Raw genomic sequence first — 15739 nt, 5'->3', positions numbered from 1 at the left:
TTAATGAGGAGCAACCTTGGCTGCTCTATTCTACAGGGATCTGAAAAAGTCGGCGGGTTGGAATTGTTACTGCGGCTGCTCGGAAATCGTAAGGATAGTGAATTTTTCGAAGGGAAAATAGCCGATATGTTGGAACTTGTAAGTATGATCCAAGGAACTGGTGCGATCAGCGAAGAAACATGTGGAAAGGCGGGAGACGATGAACGCAATACAGGAAGAAGCGCTGGAAGAGATGAAAGCGGCAATTTATGAGTGGTTTGAGGAACAAGAGAAACGAAAGGACGTGGAGGACGCTGTCAAGCGTACCACGCTGCAAGTGGGCATTTTTAACGACATTGTGCTGGATTATCGACCGGGTAGGACTAGCGTTGGCAGTTCGGATTTTAGAAGGAATGCTTCAGGGCGCAAGTCGATGAAGGCGTCTCCTTTTACGCAGGAGGAGGTCTTGCATGAGGTGCAGCCCCGGTTGACGAGCATCGTAAGGGAGAAGTTGGACAAATTGCATACGTCGGCCCTTATCGACTACCGGTTTACCTTGAAGGGAAGATTCGCAACGGCAGACGGACCCGTGAGATTAACGGTGTTTGACATCGTATATGAAGAGAAAAAGCGGCAGCTTCTGGAGCGGGTTGAGTCCTATATCGAGCAAAAACTGGAGAAGGGCGCTTACCCGACAAAGCCGCTAGATACCTTCTTTTTGACACGCCATCTGTTGGACCCATATTTGTTCAACGAACCGGACGTCGGACGGACGATTGCTATATTTGACCGGATTCAGGCGTTGAATAAAGAACGGGTGCAAGCGCTGAGGGAGCATCGAAGCGATATCATTCGAGCTTTAACCCACTGGGCCGAGGAAGTATTCCTACCACGTCACTATGATGTTACCCTTTCCGAATACAGAACCAATGAAAATGGAATCAAGCCGGATACGTCTCTCAAGCATATGGATGAGCCTAACCAGCCTATCGATCTGCTGTTGTACGGCGCTGTGATGATTCTTCGTTACGAGCCAAGCTACAGTAAAGCCAAGGGCATGACTTTTCTGGAACTGGCGAGGCAGCTGGGCAGCGGCAAAGCCGGACGCATGTTGAAGGAAGGTAGCGACAGCTTCGCGCGAGAAGAAGTTCATCTGCGTGACGAGTTGACTGAATGCAAGGCTAACGATGTGTTTTCCATCATTACGGTCGTTATTCGTAAAGAAGAGGCTGGGGCGTACGAACGGGCGATTTCGTTCATTCTCTCCCTACTCCGGAAGGGTTTCCCGAAAAGCTACAAAATCAAGCTAAAATCCAGCGTGAGAGAGGCATTACCCATTAAAGGACTTGCCAAATCGGATACGCATCGTTTTTTCGCGAATGCACTGGCCTATTCCGAGCTGTATCCGTTATTGGAGGAATACGCTCGTGAGGCGATGGAAGAGTTTGTGTGGTACGAGGATACGGAAGGTGAGAAAAGCGTCATGCCGGGCAGTTATGCCGTCTTTGGGCTGGGACTCGCGGACGAGCGCTATTTTCCGTTGGTAGAGATCTACATGGCCCTTGTAGACGAGGAGCATCAGCTGGTGCAGGACAAGTTCACGGCTGTTTTCGCCGAGACCCATGGCATAACCGAACGCTCGATGCCCGCCTTGGTCGCTTGCCTGCGTTGCTCTCATGATTCGCTGAAGCTGAGGATTCAGCCTGAACTGGAAAGTGAAGACAAGCTATCGCTATTGGTGCAGCATGTCGAGGCTTTGCCGGATTACGAGGCGGAACGAGTGCTGTACCCGATTTTTGGCAAGGCGGAGAAGCTGGCTGCATTGGCTCGAAAGGCGCAGGAACCGCGTAAGGAGCTGTTGCTTCGATTGCTAAAGGCAGCGGGACAAGCTTGACGATAGGATAGGGAGGCTATCCTGTGTGAAGATCATTTGCAAATTTGCATACCACGTCGACAAACCTTGAGAAGACGATCGAAGCATTAAGAGCGTTAAGCGAAGGAGCATGCCGCGGCAGCTCCTTTTACTTTTTTCGCCGCTAGCCCCGTTACGATGAACCGTATCACAAGTAGAGGTAAGTTTTTTGAAGAAAAACTCACAGGAGCCTGTGTTTACAGCAAGCCTAGTGGCGGTATCTATTTAGTACAAAGAGACGATTGCTTGTACGCCGATTACGTCTTGGAGTTGGGAAGGGAAGACTAGCTGGGGGTAGCGTAATGAAGTCTTGTTGGGTTTTGAAGATTCGTATATTCAGCTCTCCCGAAACTAAAAAAAGCTCACCCGACATTCGGGTGAACTTTTTTATAGAGTGTTTAATAATTATTGGGACACAGATACTTCACTCATTAGAGCATGTACATTTTGGTCGGGGTCATGAAAGAACGTCAATGTAGAAGCAGCGATGTTAAAAATGATAGTAGGTATCTAGGTCACAGGACTCGACTCATGTGGAGTGATTAATATTGATGGTTCTGAAAGAATAGATGAGATGTGACAGTATCGCTCAAAAGTATTGTTTATGTTAGCTGACTTATCGCAGCTGGGAGCTCATCTCGCTGGCATTGAGAAGGTCAGGGGTTTTATCCCCCTAGGGTCCATAGAAGCGAAAAAGACATGACTGGATAATCGGTCATGTCTTTTTCACTTTGAATCTACCACTTAATGATCAGAAACCCTCTAATACAATTTTTCCAATAGAGGTCCCGGATTCTAGTCTATAACCATGAAATGGAGGATGAACAATTTTTTCATGGGCGTATAATTAAAACCTCAACTTTCGCAGCATAAATCTCCAAACAAATCCCAACCAATAAGGAAGGGGTTCTTAAAAGAGTGAACTTATGGTTCCACTAATTATTTATTTAAAATGTTGTCCTCTAAAACAGCATATTTATCGCCATACTGCTTAATGATATGCTGTTCTCCCCAATTACATAGAGAAGTCAAAATGTCGCTTAAACTATCACCATACTCACTAAGCTCATATTCCACTTTGGGTGGGACCTGATTGTATACGATCCGGTTGATAATTCCATCGGCCTCAAGTTCACGTAGTTGCTGGGTTAACATTTTTTGAGTAATTCCGGGCATTAACTGCTTTAACTCGGACGTGCGTTTTTTGCCATGAGTTAAATGACACAGAATTACGCATTTCCATTTTCCTCCAATCACTTCGAGTGTGGCCTCAACGGATATATTGTATTTTTTCTTGATAGTTGTCATGATATCCTCCAATGTATGGGTACCTTTTAGTACCTATGGTACTTTTAAGTGCGTACTATTGATTTTGTCCGATTTTATCTATCATAACATTTATCGTTCTTTTTTTATAGAATGTTATAATTTTAAGTGGTCAGTCCCAAAAAAGAAAATACAAATAAAAACCGTTTCTATAACCCCCCCGTCTTAATCTATGAGAGGTTTAGGAGAGGGGGCTAAGGAAGGATATGACGATGACTAATGCAGAAATGAAGAAGGTAACGATTCTTGATTCTCGGAGCGAGACGGATTTCTACGATTCTATATTGGTACATAGAGAACAATTATACAGTATTGCCTACAGCTACTTGCGTAACCGGAATGATGCGCTTGAAGCGATGCAGGAAATGACTTGCCGGGCCTGGATCAAAAGAAAAACGTTAAAGGATCCAAAAGCGTTTAAATCATGGATCATTCGGATCCTGATTTTTGTCTGTATAGATGAACAAAGACGTAGAAAGCGTTCTATGCCGCTTGTAGACGAGAGAATAGGAGAGCGGATTACGCACATTGGCCATCATCGGATGGAAATGTTGTGGGCACTCGAACAGGTTAAACCCAAGTATCGCCATGTGCTGCTGCTTAAATACTACAACGATATGACCTTACATGAGATTGCTAACATTCTGGATAAACCTGAAGGAACGGTCAAGACATGGCAGCATAAAGGCCTCAAGCAGTTAAGAACGATCATTAAGAATCGGGGTGATTGGATCCATGAATAGTCAGGAGGAGCTTGCCATGTTAATCGATGCTGAACGGATCCCACAGGAGCACAAAATGGAGAGTGCAGCCGCACAAATCTATGCCATTCAAGCAGGACTCGAACTAGGTAAAAAGCGCGGAAAAAAGCTAATGTTCGCTAAAAGCACGATGGCCGTACTGACTGCTGCTGTTTTGATCGCAGGATTACTCTTCTTCAATCCAACCCAATTGATGCCACAACAAGCCTCTACAAGTATTAAATCAAGTGATTGGGGTGTGCTGGAATCTTTTAAGAAAGTAGCTTCGTCTGACATTGATGCTCTTACTTTAGAGTCAGCGATCCGTAATGATTACGTGCAGATCGTGAATAAAAGTACTGAGAAAAATGGGTATAAGATCACTCTGAATGCTGTGATCGCTGATGAAAATAAAATTATAATGCTGTATACAGGGACTACAAGCGATGGGCAGGAAATTTACAGCGTGAATAGTGTGTGGCTGACAGATGCTGTAACAGGGCAGAGCATAATAGATGAAAATGGCTATAGAAAAGGAATGGGGTCACATGCTGAGGATAGTATTTATACATGGCTTGGAAAAACGATTTATCCACTAGATAAGAATAAAGCATTTCCAAAAGAGGTGGTTGCTAATTTTCAGATTGCGTCAGTGGATCCAGGAATGCTAGCAAAACCAAAAACGGGAACGAATCTAGCTGAGATGCGCTATTCTGATCGTTTAAAGGTGAGCTTCGCTATTGATCCAAAATTCTGGGAACAGAAGACCGAGACAGTAGTATTAAATCAGCCTTTTATGATTGATGGGCATGAAGTGAATCTTGCACAAGTGGAGATTTCTCCATTAAGTATAGTAGTCAAATATACGCTTAGTGAGGATTTAAAGACTAATTGGGAGATCAGGAATGAGTTATTTGGAAAGACCCCCAGTGAGCTTACATCGCAGGTTGGGAAGCACGAAGTGGAAAATAATTCGATTGGTGGAAGGGGTAGTGAGGATGGATTCACAAGCTACTTTAGCAGCAACGTATTGGATCATCCGAAATCTATTCGTTTGAAGCTTGATGCGGGGCCTGATCGCGACAAAAATGCGTATATTGATATTCTGAAAAAATGAGCAACAAGTGATGAGAGTGAGAATGTGCTGGAATTCGTAATGCAGAAAAAGGTCCGCTGACAGCGACCTTTTTTTGTTTTCTAGAAGATTAAATATGATTATAAAGTCCTTTTTTTAAATAGTGCTATAATAGCTCTTTGAGTGTTCTGAGCTGTATTTTGATCTAGATGAACTAGGGGTGATAGATTTGAGCGTAATCCGTATGGAAAACGTAACTAAGAAATATGAGAATACTTTGATTTTTCGAGATATATATTTTCGAGTTAGCAAGGGTGAACGGATTGGGTTAATCGGACGAAATGGTGCGGGGAAGTCTACTGTTTTTAAACTGATGATGGGAAAAGAGGAGCCAACGGCAGGGAAAGTAGAGTTAGATCCCAATGTGAAGATCAGTTATTTCTCTCAATTCTCGGAGCTTTCCGGGTCCTTGTCTGTACAGCAAGAGTTAGAATTGTGCTTTGAGCAGGTAGCGCTTATCGAACAGGAGCTTAACCAAATCGGGGAACAGCTTGGACAAGTGACGGATGATGACCAGATGAATACTCTTTTAGAGCGGCAAGCGGCGCTTTTTGAACAAATGGATCATTTGGATGGCTGGAACGTATCCGTCGAAATCAACACGGTTCTGACCAAGTTGGGCTTCAATGAAAGATCACGGCATCAACCTGTTGATGAGTTATCAGGAGGCTGGAGGAACCGTGCGGCACTGGCCAAAGTCTTAATTGAAATGCCCGACGTCGTATTGCTCGATGAGCCTACTAACTTTTTGGATATCGAAGGGATCGTATGGTTGGAGCAGTGGCTGCACCGTTTTAATGGGGCGATGATTCTCGTCTCCCATGACCGGCAATTTATTGACAGAGTAGTCACGCGGACGATAGAAATTGAGAATTATCATTTTCAGGAATATGAAGGCAATTACACCGACTATGTTCGTAAAAAGAAGATGCGCAAAAAGGTGCTTGATCGTCAATTCGAGTGGGAAGAAGAGATTCTACTTATGGAGTCGGAAGCGATTGAAACCCGCGGGAACAAAAAGTCCTCGAAGGATCGTCTATCACGTAAACTGACAGATATGAAAAAACGTGTGGAGCCTCATCCAGTGAACGTACTGATTACCGATATCTACAGCAATTTACGGTTTCCGGACAAGCTTGGTGAAGTGAAGGGAATTGGACAAAGCTATGATGGTAGGGCGATATTCCAGAACATTAGCTTCGATATTCAAAAGGAAGATCGGATAGCTATTGTGGGGCCTAACGGAAGCGGGAAGTCGACGCTCATAAAGGTATTGACTGGGCATGAAGAGCCTGAAACGGGTGGTGTGAATTGGGAACGTGGGGTCAGTTACGCGTACTTCAATCAGATGTGGGACGAACTCGATGTTAAGGATACAGTCAGTCATGCCGTAAATGTGTATGGGCTGGGACTCGATGCTCCGCGGAAAAAAGTGAACAAATTTCTATCGATGCTACAATTCTCGGAAATGGATCTGAGCAAAACGATCGGCAGTCTGTCAGGTGGACAGCAGGCCAGAGTAGCGTTAGCGAAATGCCTTCTCTCTGGCGCGGCTGTCATTATTTTGGATGAGCCAACAAATCATTTGGATTTGACTAGTATTCAGGTGATGGAGCAGGCACTCATTCATTTCCCGGGAGCCGTAGTTACCGTCAGTCATGACCGCTTCTTCATCGATAAAATAGCAACGAAAATGCTTACCTTCGATCCTGAAGCAGGAATCACTGAACAGAATGTTTAGGATTATGCAGGTAGTCGGATGATCATGGTCATCCCTTCACCTACTTGACTGATGATTTCAATCCCATAGGCTTCACCAAAATGAAATTGAATACGATCATGAACATTTTTTATACCAATATGATCTTCATCTAGGGTGTCTGATGGTTGAGAGAGACGAAGACGTAACTGTTTAAGTTTCTCTTCATCGATACCAATTCCGTTATCTCTAACGATAATTAGCATATCATCCCCCGAAACGTAATTGTTGGATTTTTACATACAGCCGGACGTGTTCGAATTCTTCTCGCAGGGTTACGGTTATCTTTCCGGTCTGGATATGAATCCGAAACAATCTACCTACCATCCCCACCATTTCGCCAATCTCTCTTTGCCCATTAATGATGGCTTTCATTTGAATAGATTCAAGTACATTTGCAAGGAAGTGTGGATTGATTTGGCTTTTAAGGGCGCCATACTGAGCTACTTTTTGCTGTGCTTTGGCCATTGAAGATCTCTCAATATAATTTTGCAGGTCCTTCATCATTTTACGGATGCCATTATACAGAACACCAAACTCATCTTGACGATCACTATACAAATCCACATCGAAATTCCCCATCCCCACTAGCTTGACCTTACGGCTTAAGAGAATAATGGGCTTAGTGACACGCTCCGATAGGATATACATGAATAAGATTGCAGTGACAAGCGACAAAAGCGCTAAGGTTAAAATAATTTTCCCGAGAAAAGTGGCCTACTTTGTCATTTCTTTCTCATCAATATACTGAATGACCTTCCAGTTGGAATAGGGAGACGTAACAAAGAATTGATTGCTGAGACTTAAGGAGGCGGGTCCGTGTTAGAAGATTATGATCCTCTAATGGAATATGCTGTCGGAGTGGATATCGGGGGAACGAAAATTAATGCTGGACTCGTTACTCCACATGGGGACGTAGTACATACTGTAAGTCTGAGCACAAAGGCTGGGTTCACGAAGACCGTGGACCGAGCTATTCAGGCTATTCAAAAGCTAATGAATGAAGTTACAGCGATGCATGCAGGTATTCAGTTTAAAGGGATTGGTGTAGGAACGGCAGGACAAATCGATTGGGAGGCGGGGAGTATTCGCTCAGCCTCTGATCTTATTCCTGGCTATGCTGGGCCAGCTTTGAAAGCGTTGCTTCAGACTCAGTTCCAGCTTCCGGTAATCGTAGATAATGACGTGAATGTACTAGCATTAACAGAGAAATATTTAGGTTCTTGTATAGGTGTATAAGATTGTATCTGTCTTGCACTTGGAACGGGTGTAGGTTGAGCAATTATTGTAGAAGGTCGCCTTGTTCATGGTTCTTGGGGCACAGCCTACCATTTGATAACTTAGACTCACGAGAAGTGATAACGAGATGGAGGGAAGGAGAGCCTCTAGCTAGAGAAGTAATGGAAGAAACAATCGCTGCGCTTGGAGCTGCTATCGCTTCTTTTATTCATATTTTTAACCCTAAGGTCATTGTCATTCGGGGTGGAGTGGCTGAAGCAGGAGAGCTTTATCTAAATCTCTTGATTAAATAGAATAATTTACCGATAATGTTAAAGGGGATGAGAGTAAAGGTCAAATCTTTCTGGGGTCCCTAATCCGTTTATAAGGAGTGATGATGTTTGATTACCAACAACACCACAATGAAGTCCGAGAGAGGTCAGTATTCGTAAGGAAGAACACCTCTCAATGACTACGGGAGGCACTATCGGAAATGATGACTTTAATGAACATGGTACGGGGAATAGCGAACGATCTACCTGCCAAAGAGATGATCAAGTATTGGAATCATGAGCCTGGAACTTTGAAGCTGGTGAGAGCAAGTAGCAATTTTATTTATACGTTTCAATGGAATAGTAAGCACTATTATTTAAGGTTTACTCACGAAGAGGATAATAGCGCAGAGAATATTCAGGCTGAACTAGACTTTATGATGTACTTATTGGAGCAGGGCTATGAGACCGTAGCGCCAGTACGATCCAAGCAAGGGAAGTGGATTGAGACCCTTTCAACTGGAAATGGCAAATATCACGGGGTTGTTTTTGAACAAGCCCAAGGGGAGTACGTTCCACTTGAAGAGATGTCGGAGCTGCAGTTTCAACATTGGGGTCAAACGCTCGCGAGATTGCATAATTTATCCGAAACTTATGCTCCGAGCACACCCGCGCGTAAAAGCTGGGTCGATTCGCTTCAATTTATTTTATCTGTATTAAGAAGACACCCCGAGGAGCATAAAGCGCTTAAGGAATATGAACGAATTGAGGCGTGGCTAAGTGAGCTCTCTTTTGGCGTAGGACATACGGGGCTTATCCATTTTGATTTTGAGACAGACAATATCTTTTATATGAAAGAGAAATCTCGATATAGTGCGATCGACTTTGATGACTCTATGTATCACTGGTTTGCGATGGATATCACATCAGCGTTAAGAGATCTATCCAAACAGAATGATGATGAGAGCAAGAGGAACATCAATCTTTTTATTAATGGCTATAGATCTGTAAAGCGGCTGGATGATAAATATATCAAGCTATTGCCAGAATTCCAAAGATTCTCTGACTTATATGGATTCGCTAGGTTGCTTCGGAGTTTTGAGAATTTGGACGTTTCTATTTGTCCGGAATGGGCACTACAGCTTAAATCAAAATTAGATGGCGTCTGTGATCGTATTCGGGATGGCTTTCATCCTCATATGGTGCTGAAGACAATCACTGAGAATAACTGGTATGCCTGTACGCAATTAGAGGTGCCCAATGAGCAAAAGACGGTTTTTCCTGTACCGATGGTCTATTGGTTGGCAGAATCGGCTTATTGCGGAATGAATCCGTTGGCATTATACGCAGATGAAGAATTGGTAGGCTTCTCAGTATACGCCGTAGATCCTAAGGACGGAAGTTATTGGATTATGGCTTTTATGATTGATCGGAAATATCAGAATAGAGGCTTCGGTAGAACTGGAATGGATGCCTTGATTCGATATATAAAAGCCGAACATCACTGCGACAAAATCGTTATTGGGCATCGAATAGAGAACGAACGTGCTTCGAACTTATATACATCCCTTGGATTCGTTGAAGTGAGCAGGGATGAGGATGAAGTTGTACGAGAGTTAATAGTGTGAAGAGAAAAGGGGCCGTTCCCAAAGTAGGTTTTTACTACTTGGGAGCGGCTCTTTTCTTGTTATATTGAAGCTCCAATTCTAGCTCTTCATAAAAAGAAGAATTACCGCTTGTATAATCTCTTAATATTAATCTGTCGGTTACTATTTCCACGAATGTTACACTCCTAGTCTAAGTTTTAAATGTTCTTCAGTTGCTATAGCCAAATACGATTACATAGACTCTGTAAGGCTTACTCTGTAATTTCTTGTAGATCCATGTAATTTCCTTTATTTTTCATAATATTTACACATTATAAAATATAAGCTTAACAACCTTCCATTTTTAGCTACTAAAATAGTGGAATTGTGATACAGTAGTAGTGGTTTATTTACTAGAGGGGGATTTTGGAAAATGAAAGCTATTAAATGGAGCATTGCAGCAGTACTAGCAGTATCTATGTATGGTCCAATTCATACAGTGAAGGCTGCAGATGCGAATAGCACAAATGTAGTGAACGAACAGTCGAATTCTAGCACGGAAGATTTGATTTTTCAAATGGATTATACGGAAATGACCGTTGGTGACAAGGTTCCGGTGCAGATTTTTGCAAAAGGTCCTGATGGCTCATCCGAACGTGTTCCACTGTCTCAGGCAGATATGGTAATTGAGAAGCCTTACTTATTGCAAAAGCTACCTGATGGTTCAATTAAAGCATTAGCTGTTGGTGAAACAAAAGTAACCGTACGTTCAGGATCAGCTTCCAAAACTCTAAGTGTTTCTATCAGTGCTGACAAGTATATCGATAAAGCTGTAATAATAAGTGGCACGATGTATTTGCCTGTCCAATCCGTATTCAAGAGCTTGGGCGCTTCTGTTCAGGCTAATACAGCCACTAAGACATTTAGTATTCGTCTGGGAGATTTGCCGATTCAGCTTCAACTAGGTAGCGATATTGCTATGGTGAATGGGAATAAGGTGAAAATGAATGGTAAAGTGCAGACTGTGGATGGAGTGGCAGTATTCCCTTCGACCCTGTTAAAAACTGCATTGGGAGCAGTGCTGGACTTCACTGGTCCTTATGAGACTATGAATATCTATTTCGGCAAAGCAGAGTTATTTGCACACACGAAAAATACGTTTAATATACTCAAAAAACAGTCTCAAGGAGATCTCGCTAAGCTGATTGGGAAGACCTATTGGTTCAACCAGTTTGACTCCGACTATAAATTCCAAAAAGCAACGATTGTTGATATTCTAGTGAACGACGATAATGAGTTTGCGATCTCTTTTCAATTATCATCAGGTAAAGTTGTGAATACTTATGATATGGAATACGATCAGGTCACTCGCGTTCTGGGAACCAAAGAGTATTTCTTTACGTCTGATCCTACCAAAATCTATAAATGGTCGAATGCGACATGGGCCAAAATCAAGGCAGGTACAATTTCGACAGGGATGACGAAGCAGCAAGTGGAGCTAAGCTGGGGCACTCCAGTCAATAAATCAAGTCTTTCCGGCAGTGGGATTAAAGTGGAGACTTGGCAGTATGAAAATTATAATTACGTTACCTTTACAAATGGTGTTGTCTCCATGATTTATACGAATTAATATAAGATGCACATCAAATAAAGGACGCCTTCAGGTTCGTCACCGGGCGTCCTTTTCATATATTCGAACACCTCGTCATTGATTTAGTCATAGAGCCTGTCTCTGAAGCATATCTTTTGGAAGAAGCACTTTCAGAATGAAGTGTTGACTATTTGTTGACCGAAAAGAGGGGTTTATTCATGGCAAAGTCAAAACGTGGACATGCACTGTGGAGTTTACCATCCAGGGGTAGGGGTACTTGTCCGGTCTGTCAGAGCACACGGATCAAACTGCTTTATCCAAAAAGAAAAACGGACGGATCAGTCGTTAAGGTTTGCAAGCGTTGTGACAAGGCACCACAGACGAAAGTGGATGCAGTGTTGGTGTAAAAGAGTAACGCAAGGATGCCTAGTTGCAGCTATATGCATATTGCATGTAGGTACAACTAGGCATCCTTATTTTAAAATATAATTATTTCAACGTACGATGAATGACCTGATCACGTCTAGGACCTACAGAAACTGTAGAAATACGTATTCCAATAGACGTTTCAATAAAGTCTACGTAACTTTTAGCTTGCTCTGGCAGATCGTCGAAGTTCGTGATATGGGAAATATCGCAGTTCCAGCCAGATAAATACGTTATTATCGGTTTTGCTGTGTTTAGTTTATTTGTTGCTGGAAACTTGTCGGTGATTTCCCCATTTTCAAGCTCATAGGCAACGCAAACCGGAATCTCATTTAAATAACCAAGAACATCCAAATTGGTTAACACAACCTCAGTTGCACCTTGCATCAAGCAGCCATAACGTGTAGCTACGGCATCAAACCAGCCCATACGTCTAGGACGGCCGGTTGTTGCTCCAAATTCCCCAGCATCTCCACCTCGTGTGCGAAGTTCATCCGCTACAGGGCCTTCTAATTCAGATACAAAAGGTCCGGCGCCAACACAACTGGAATATGCCTTCGTTACAGCGATAACATTCGTGATGGCAGCCGCAGGAAGACCCGCGCCGACAGGTGCGTATCCGGCAAGTGTTGATGAAGAGGTAGAGTAAGGATATATACCGTGATCGGGATCACGCAGAGCGCCTAATTGCCCTTCAAGTAGAATCGTTTCTCCTTTTGCATAAGCTTCTTGCAGTATTTCTGTTGTATTGGCAACGTATGGCGCCAATTGCGCAGCTTCCTTTTGCAACTGAGCCATTAATTCCGAGACTTGGATAGGGGCTTTCTTATATAAATATTTTAGCAATACATTTTTTGAAGCGAGTAATTGTTCAAGACGTTTCTCAAGTCGGGCGGGATCAAACAAATCCGCAACTTGTATGCCGAGCTTTGCATATTTATCTGAGTAGAATGGCGCTATCCCTCGTTTGGTTGAACCAAACCCTTGTGACCCAAGTCGTTCCTCTTCCAGCTCATCAAACAAACGATGGATCGAGAGTACGATTTGAGCACGTTCAGATACGTACAACTTCGGCTTTGGAACCCCTCTATCTGCTAATGCTTGTAATTCCTTTACTAATACTTCTGTATCTAGAGCTGTTCCTGGTCCAATAATGTTTGTAACTGAAGGGTAAAATACACCAGAAGGCAGCATATGAAGCGAAAATTTTCCATACTGGTTAATGATAGTATGCCCGGCATTACTTCCACCTTGAAAACGAACTACATAGGATGATTGAGCGGCTAGTACATCTGTCATCTTACCTTTGCCTTCATCTCCCCAGTTAGCTCCTACAATTGCGATTACGGTCACGTGATTACCTCCCAAGCTTGTGATTGGCTACAGGTCTAAGTATAATGCTAGATATAACATTAGAAAAATTGATATATGTAATATCTATTATAAGGTGAGGTAATGACTTGGGAATGGACATCAACTTGGAATGGTATCGCTCTTTTTATTGGGTAGCACAAACAGGCAGCTTAACTGCGGCAGCAGAACGGTTGAATATCACACAACCCGCGGTGAGTCACACGATTAAGCAATTGGAAGAAAAGATGGGCGGCCCCTTATTTTTCCGTACCTCTAGAGGGGTGGATCTAACAACAGAAGGAAAAGTACTGCTCCGATTCATTGTTCAAGCCTTTCAGAATGTGGAGATGGGAGAGCGAGCGATTGCTGAAATGAACAACTTAAATAGCGGTGAGATTCATATCGGTGCAAGTGATACCCTCTGCAAATATTACTTGTTATCTTATCTCGAGCAATATCATGAACAATATCCTAACGTACGTATTCATATTACGAATCGAACAACACCGGAAACGCTCACGCTTTTAAAAGAAGGCAAAATTGATTTCGGCATCGTAAGCTTACCGGCATCTGACAAGCAGATTGAATTTCGTAAGAGTACACGGCTCCAAGATTGTCTTGTAGGAGGCAAGGGCTTCCGTCATTTAGCGGATAATACGATGCCGATTTCAAACATCAAGCAGTACCCGTTGTTGTTCCTGGAGCCAGGAGGCAGCACAAGAAAGTATATCGATGGGTTTCTTGCCTCCAATCATGTGACGATAACACCAGAGTTTGAACTAGGCAGTGTAGATCTTCTTGTTCAGTTCGCTTTACGTGGCTTTGGTCTAGCCTTTGTTATTAGTGATTATGTAAGGGAAGAATTAAAAAGTGGGGAGCTTGTAGAAATCCCTTTAGATCCTCCATTTCCAGAGCGTAACATCGGGATAGCGACGCTTCGAGGGGTTCCACTTTCTGCTGCATCAAAGTCCTTTCTAACCTTATTGGACTAAATTAAATCGGATGCGGGATCATACACATGAGGAGGAGGCTAAGCTATGAGTGATTTGCTTGGTCGGCTACGTAGGGGATACGGGAAAAAGCTGCGTGCACTTCACACCTGGAACGGCTGGATCGTCGTGATATTGGCCTTAACTGGGCTTGTGCTAGTAGGCGGTTTCTGGCGAGGTTTCCTTGGCGAAGGCAGGGTATGGATTAAAGGCTTGCATATTGTGGTAGGAATCGCATCTATCCTTCCAGTGATCTATTATCTTCTGCTGGCCAGTAAACATTGGAAACAGCTAAAGGAAAAACCTTGGCAGCGGTTCAATGTACTTGTTGTGCTCTTCCTGTTGCTTGGGTGGTTCGTTTCTGGCGTATTGTTATGGCAGTTTCGTATGGTAGGACCGCAAGTATCTAATCTTGCATTGGCCGTTCATGATGTCCTGACATGGATTGGACTGCCTTACATTATCTATCACTCATTGACTCGTGTGAAGTGGTTGAAGGAGCCGAATCGTCGGACCATCAAGAGCGAGGGGAGTGCCATTACAACATCTCAGAATACTCCGCAGCTAGTCTATACACGTAGAGCTTTCATTCGTGGGACGATCGGAGTAGGGCTTGCCCTTACAATCGGACCTTCATTTGTAAAATGGTTAGGCAGCTCGATTGGAAACATCGGCGGTAGCGAAACGATCGATAAATTAATCGAGAATGATCGGAATCAGCTGTTGCCAGCACCACAGCCACTGGCGGCATCGTCACCGCCTCTTGGAGGTGGGTCGCAGGGTCAATTCCGTGTTTATACTGTAACCCCTATTCCTAAGTTCACGAACAATAATTGGTCCTTTAAGTTGGATGGTCTTGTTGATCAGAGCTTTACATGGAATTGGGAGCAATTCGTTCAATTGCAACGGACGGTTCAAGTGAGTGATTTTCACTGCGTGACAGGTTGGTCCGTCTACAAGAATACCTGGGAGGGCATCAAGCTGAAGGATCTACTACAACTGGCTGGTGTGAAGTCCACTGCAAAGACAGTGAAGTTCTACTCAGGGGATGGGGTATATACAGATACTCTTACGCTGGAACAAGCGGATATGGACGATGTAATGGTCGCGGTTATGCATGATGGGAAACCGATTCCGAACGATCTCGGTGGACCGGTTCGGCTAATTGTCCCCAAAATGTTCGCTTACAAATCAGTGAAGTGGCTGAACCGGATTGAACTGATCGAGGGAGAGCATACAGGATATTGGGAGCAACGTGGCTATTCGAATGATGCTTGGGTATAAATGAGATTTTAACCTTAATGGGCTTTGGGCCTGTTAAGGTTTTTTTGTGATTAGGGATGTAATCATAGAAATACTTCCATATATATAGAAGTGAATCAACGAGGGGCAGAGATCATCTGCGGAAATTTAGTTTTTTTGTAAATAAAAGGAGTATGGTGAGTTAGTTTCT

The 15739-nt window shown here is 43.4% G+C and carries 16 protein-coding genes and 1 tRNA gene; 13 read left to right on the top strand and 4 right to left on the bottom strand.

The features are described from left to right. Positions 1–3 precede the first annotated feature (3 nt). The 3 genes from L1028_RS08595 (at position 4) to L1028_RS08585 (ending at position 2574) form a co-directional block, all read left to right on the top strand. The gene (locus L1028_RS08595; protein ID WP_234533191.1) at positions 4–252 is read left to right on the top strand and encodes a hypothetical protein; all 249 of its coding nucleotides are present in this window, start codon (positions 4–6) and stop codon (positions 250–252) included. Continuing rightward, a complete protein-coding gene (locus L1028_RS08590; protein ID WP_234533028.1) occupies positions 200–1873 on the top strand; it encodes a DUF6138 family protein in 1674 nt (557 codons plus the stop codon). Before L1028_RS08595 ends, L1028_RS08590 begins: the two co-directional genes overlap by 53 nt. Before the next feature lie 634 nt (positions 1874–2507). Further along, positions 2508–2574, top strand: a tRNA-Ala gene (locus tag L1028_RS08585). A gap of 256 nt (positions 2575–2830) precedes the next feature. Here the strand turns inward: L1028_RS08585 and L1028_RS08580 are convergent. Further along, positions 2831–3199, bottom strand: a complete 369-nt coding sequence (locus L1028_RS08580; protein ID WP_042187569.1) for a winged helix-turn-helix transcriptional regulator — start codon at positions 3197–3199, stop codon at positions 2831–2833. A gap of 224 nt (positions 3200–3423) precedes the next feature. Here L1028_RS08580 and L1028_RS08575 point away from each other — a divergent pair, with 224 nt between their 5' ends. The 3 genes from L1028_RS08575 (at position 3424) to L1028_RS08565 (ending at position 6833) form a co-directional block, all read left to right on the top strand. Next, positions 3424–3960, top strand: coding sequence for a sigma-70 family RNA polymerase sigma factor (locus tag L1028_RS08575; protein WP_234533027.1), 537 nt, complete (start codon positions 3424–3426; stop codon positions 3958–3960). A 16-nt stretch (positions 3961–3976) separates the two neighbouring features. Then, positions 3977–5074, top strand: a complete 1098-nt coding sequence (locus tag L1028_RS08570; RefSeq protein ID WP_234533026.1) for a DUF4179 domain-containing protein — start codon at positions 3977–3979, stop codon at positions 5072–5074. 187 nt (positions 5075–5261) lie between these two features. Further along, a complete protein-coding gene (locus L1028_RS08565; RefSeq protein ID WP_234533025.1) occupies positions 5262–6833 on the top strand; it encodes an ABC-F family ATP-binding cassette domain-containing protein in 1572 nt (523 codons plus the stop codon). A gap of 2 nt (positions 6834–6835) precedes the next feature. Here the strand turns inward: L1028_RS08565 and L1028_RS08560 are convergent, their stop codons facing one another. Together L1028_RS08560 and L1028_RS08555 are read right to left on the bottom strand one after the other, a co-directional pair. Beyond that, positions 6836–7057 carry a sensor histidine kinase gene (locus L1028_RS08560; protein WP_234533024.1) on the bottom strand — a complete coding sequence of 74 codons (222 nt, stop codon included), beginning with the start codon at positions 7055–7057 and terminating at the stop codon, positions 6836–6838. A gap of 1 nt (position 7058) precedes the next feature. Beyond that, complete coding sequence (locus tag L1028_RS08555; protein WP_234533023.1) at positions 7059–7502, bottom strand: sensor histidine kinase; 444 nt, start codon at positions 7500–7502, stop codon at positions 7059–7061. 168 nt (positions 7503–7670) lie between these two features. Here L1028_RS08555 and L1028_RS08550 point away from each other — a divergent pair, with 168 nt between their 5' ends. The 5 genes from L1028_RS08550 (at position 7671) to L1028_RS08530 (ending at position 11925) form a co-directional block, all read left to right on the top strand. Then, on the top strand, positions 7671–8090 hold the full coding sequence (locus tag L1028_RS08550) for an ROK family protein (protein WP_234533022.1): 420 nt from the start codon (positions 7671–7673) through the stop codon (positions 8088–8090). Further along, positions 8075–8383: an ROK family protein gene (locus tag L1028_RS08545; protein WP_341482506.1), complete on the top strand. Its 309-nt coding sequence runs from the start codon at positions 8075–8077 to the stop codon at positions 8381–8383. Before L1028_RS08550 ends, L1028_RS08545 begins: the two co-directional genes overlap by 16 nt. A 179-nt stretch (positions 8384–8562) precedes the next feature. Continuing rightward, on the top strand, positions 8563–9969 hold the full coding sequence (locus L1028_RS08540; protein WP_234533020.1) for a GNAT family N-acetyltransferase: 1407 nt from the start codon (positions 8563–8565) through the stop codon (positions 9967–9969). A gap of 391 nt (positions 9970–10360) precedes the next feature. Further along, the gene (locus L1028_RS08535) at positions 10361–11557 is read left to right on the top strand and encodes a copper amine oxidase N-terminal domain-containing protein (protein ID WP_234533019.1); all 1197 of its coding nucleotides are present in this window, start codon (positions 10361–10363) and stop codon (positions 11555–11557) included. Between the two features lie 179 nt (positions 11558–11736). Beyond that, positions 11737–11925: a hypothetical protein gene (locus tag L1028_RS08530; RefSeq protein WP_076121390.1), complete on the top strand. Its 189-nt coding sequence runs from the start codon at positions 11737–11739 to the stop codon at positions 11923–11925. 82 nt (positions 11926–12007) lie between these two features. Here the strand turns inward: L1028_RS08530 and L1028_RS08525 are convergent, their stop codons facing one another. Further along, positions 12008–13297 carry an adenylosuccinate synthase gene (locus L1028_RS08525; RefSeq protein WP_234533017.1) on the bottom strand — a complete coding sequence of 430 codons (1290 nt, stop codon included), beginning with the start codon at positions 13295–13297 and terminating at the stop codon, positions 12008–12010. Between the two features lie 113 nt (positions 13298–13410). Here L1028_RS08525 and L1028_RS08520 point away from each other — a divergent pair, with 113 nt between their 5' ends. Both L1028_RS08520 and L1028_RS08515 read left to right on the top strand, forming a co-directional pair. Further along, complete coding sequence (locus tag L1028_RS08520; RefSeq protein WP_234533015.1) at positions 13411–14289, top strand: LysR family transcriptional regulator; 879 nt, start codon at positions 13411–13413, stop codon at positions 14287–14289. Between the two features lie 45 nt (positions 14290–14334). Further along, positions 14335–15570 (top strand): molybdopterin-dependent oxidoreductase, encoded by a 1236-nt coding sequence (locus L1028_RS08515; protein ID WP_234533014.1) that lies wholly within the window; start codon positions 14335–14337, stop codon positions 15568–15570. The last annotated feature ends 169 nt before the right edge of the window (positions 15571–15739 follow it).

It is taken from the genome of Paenibacillus pseudetheri, assembly GCF_924513355.1.
GTDB lineage: Bacteria > Bacillota > Bacilli > Paenibacillales > Paenibacillaceae > Paenibacillus_AQ > Paenibacillus_AQ pseudetheri.
The sequence above is the reverse complement of the archived record's forward strand: the minus strand, read 5'-3'. Positions and strand labels throughout refer to the sequence as shown.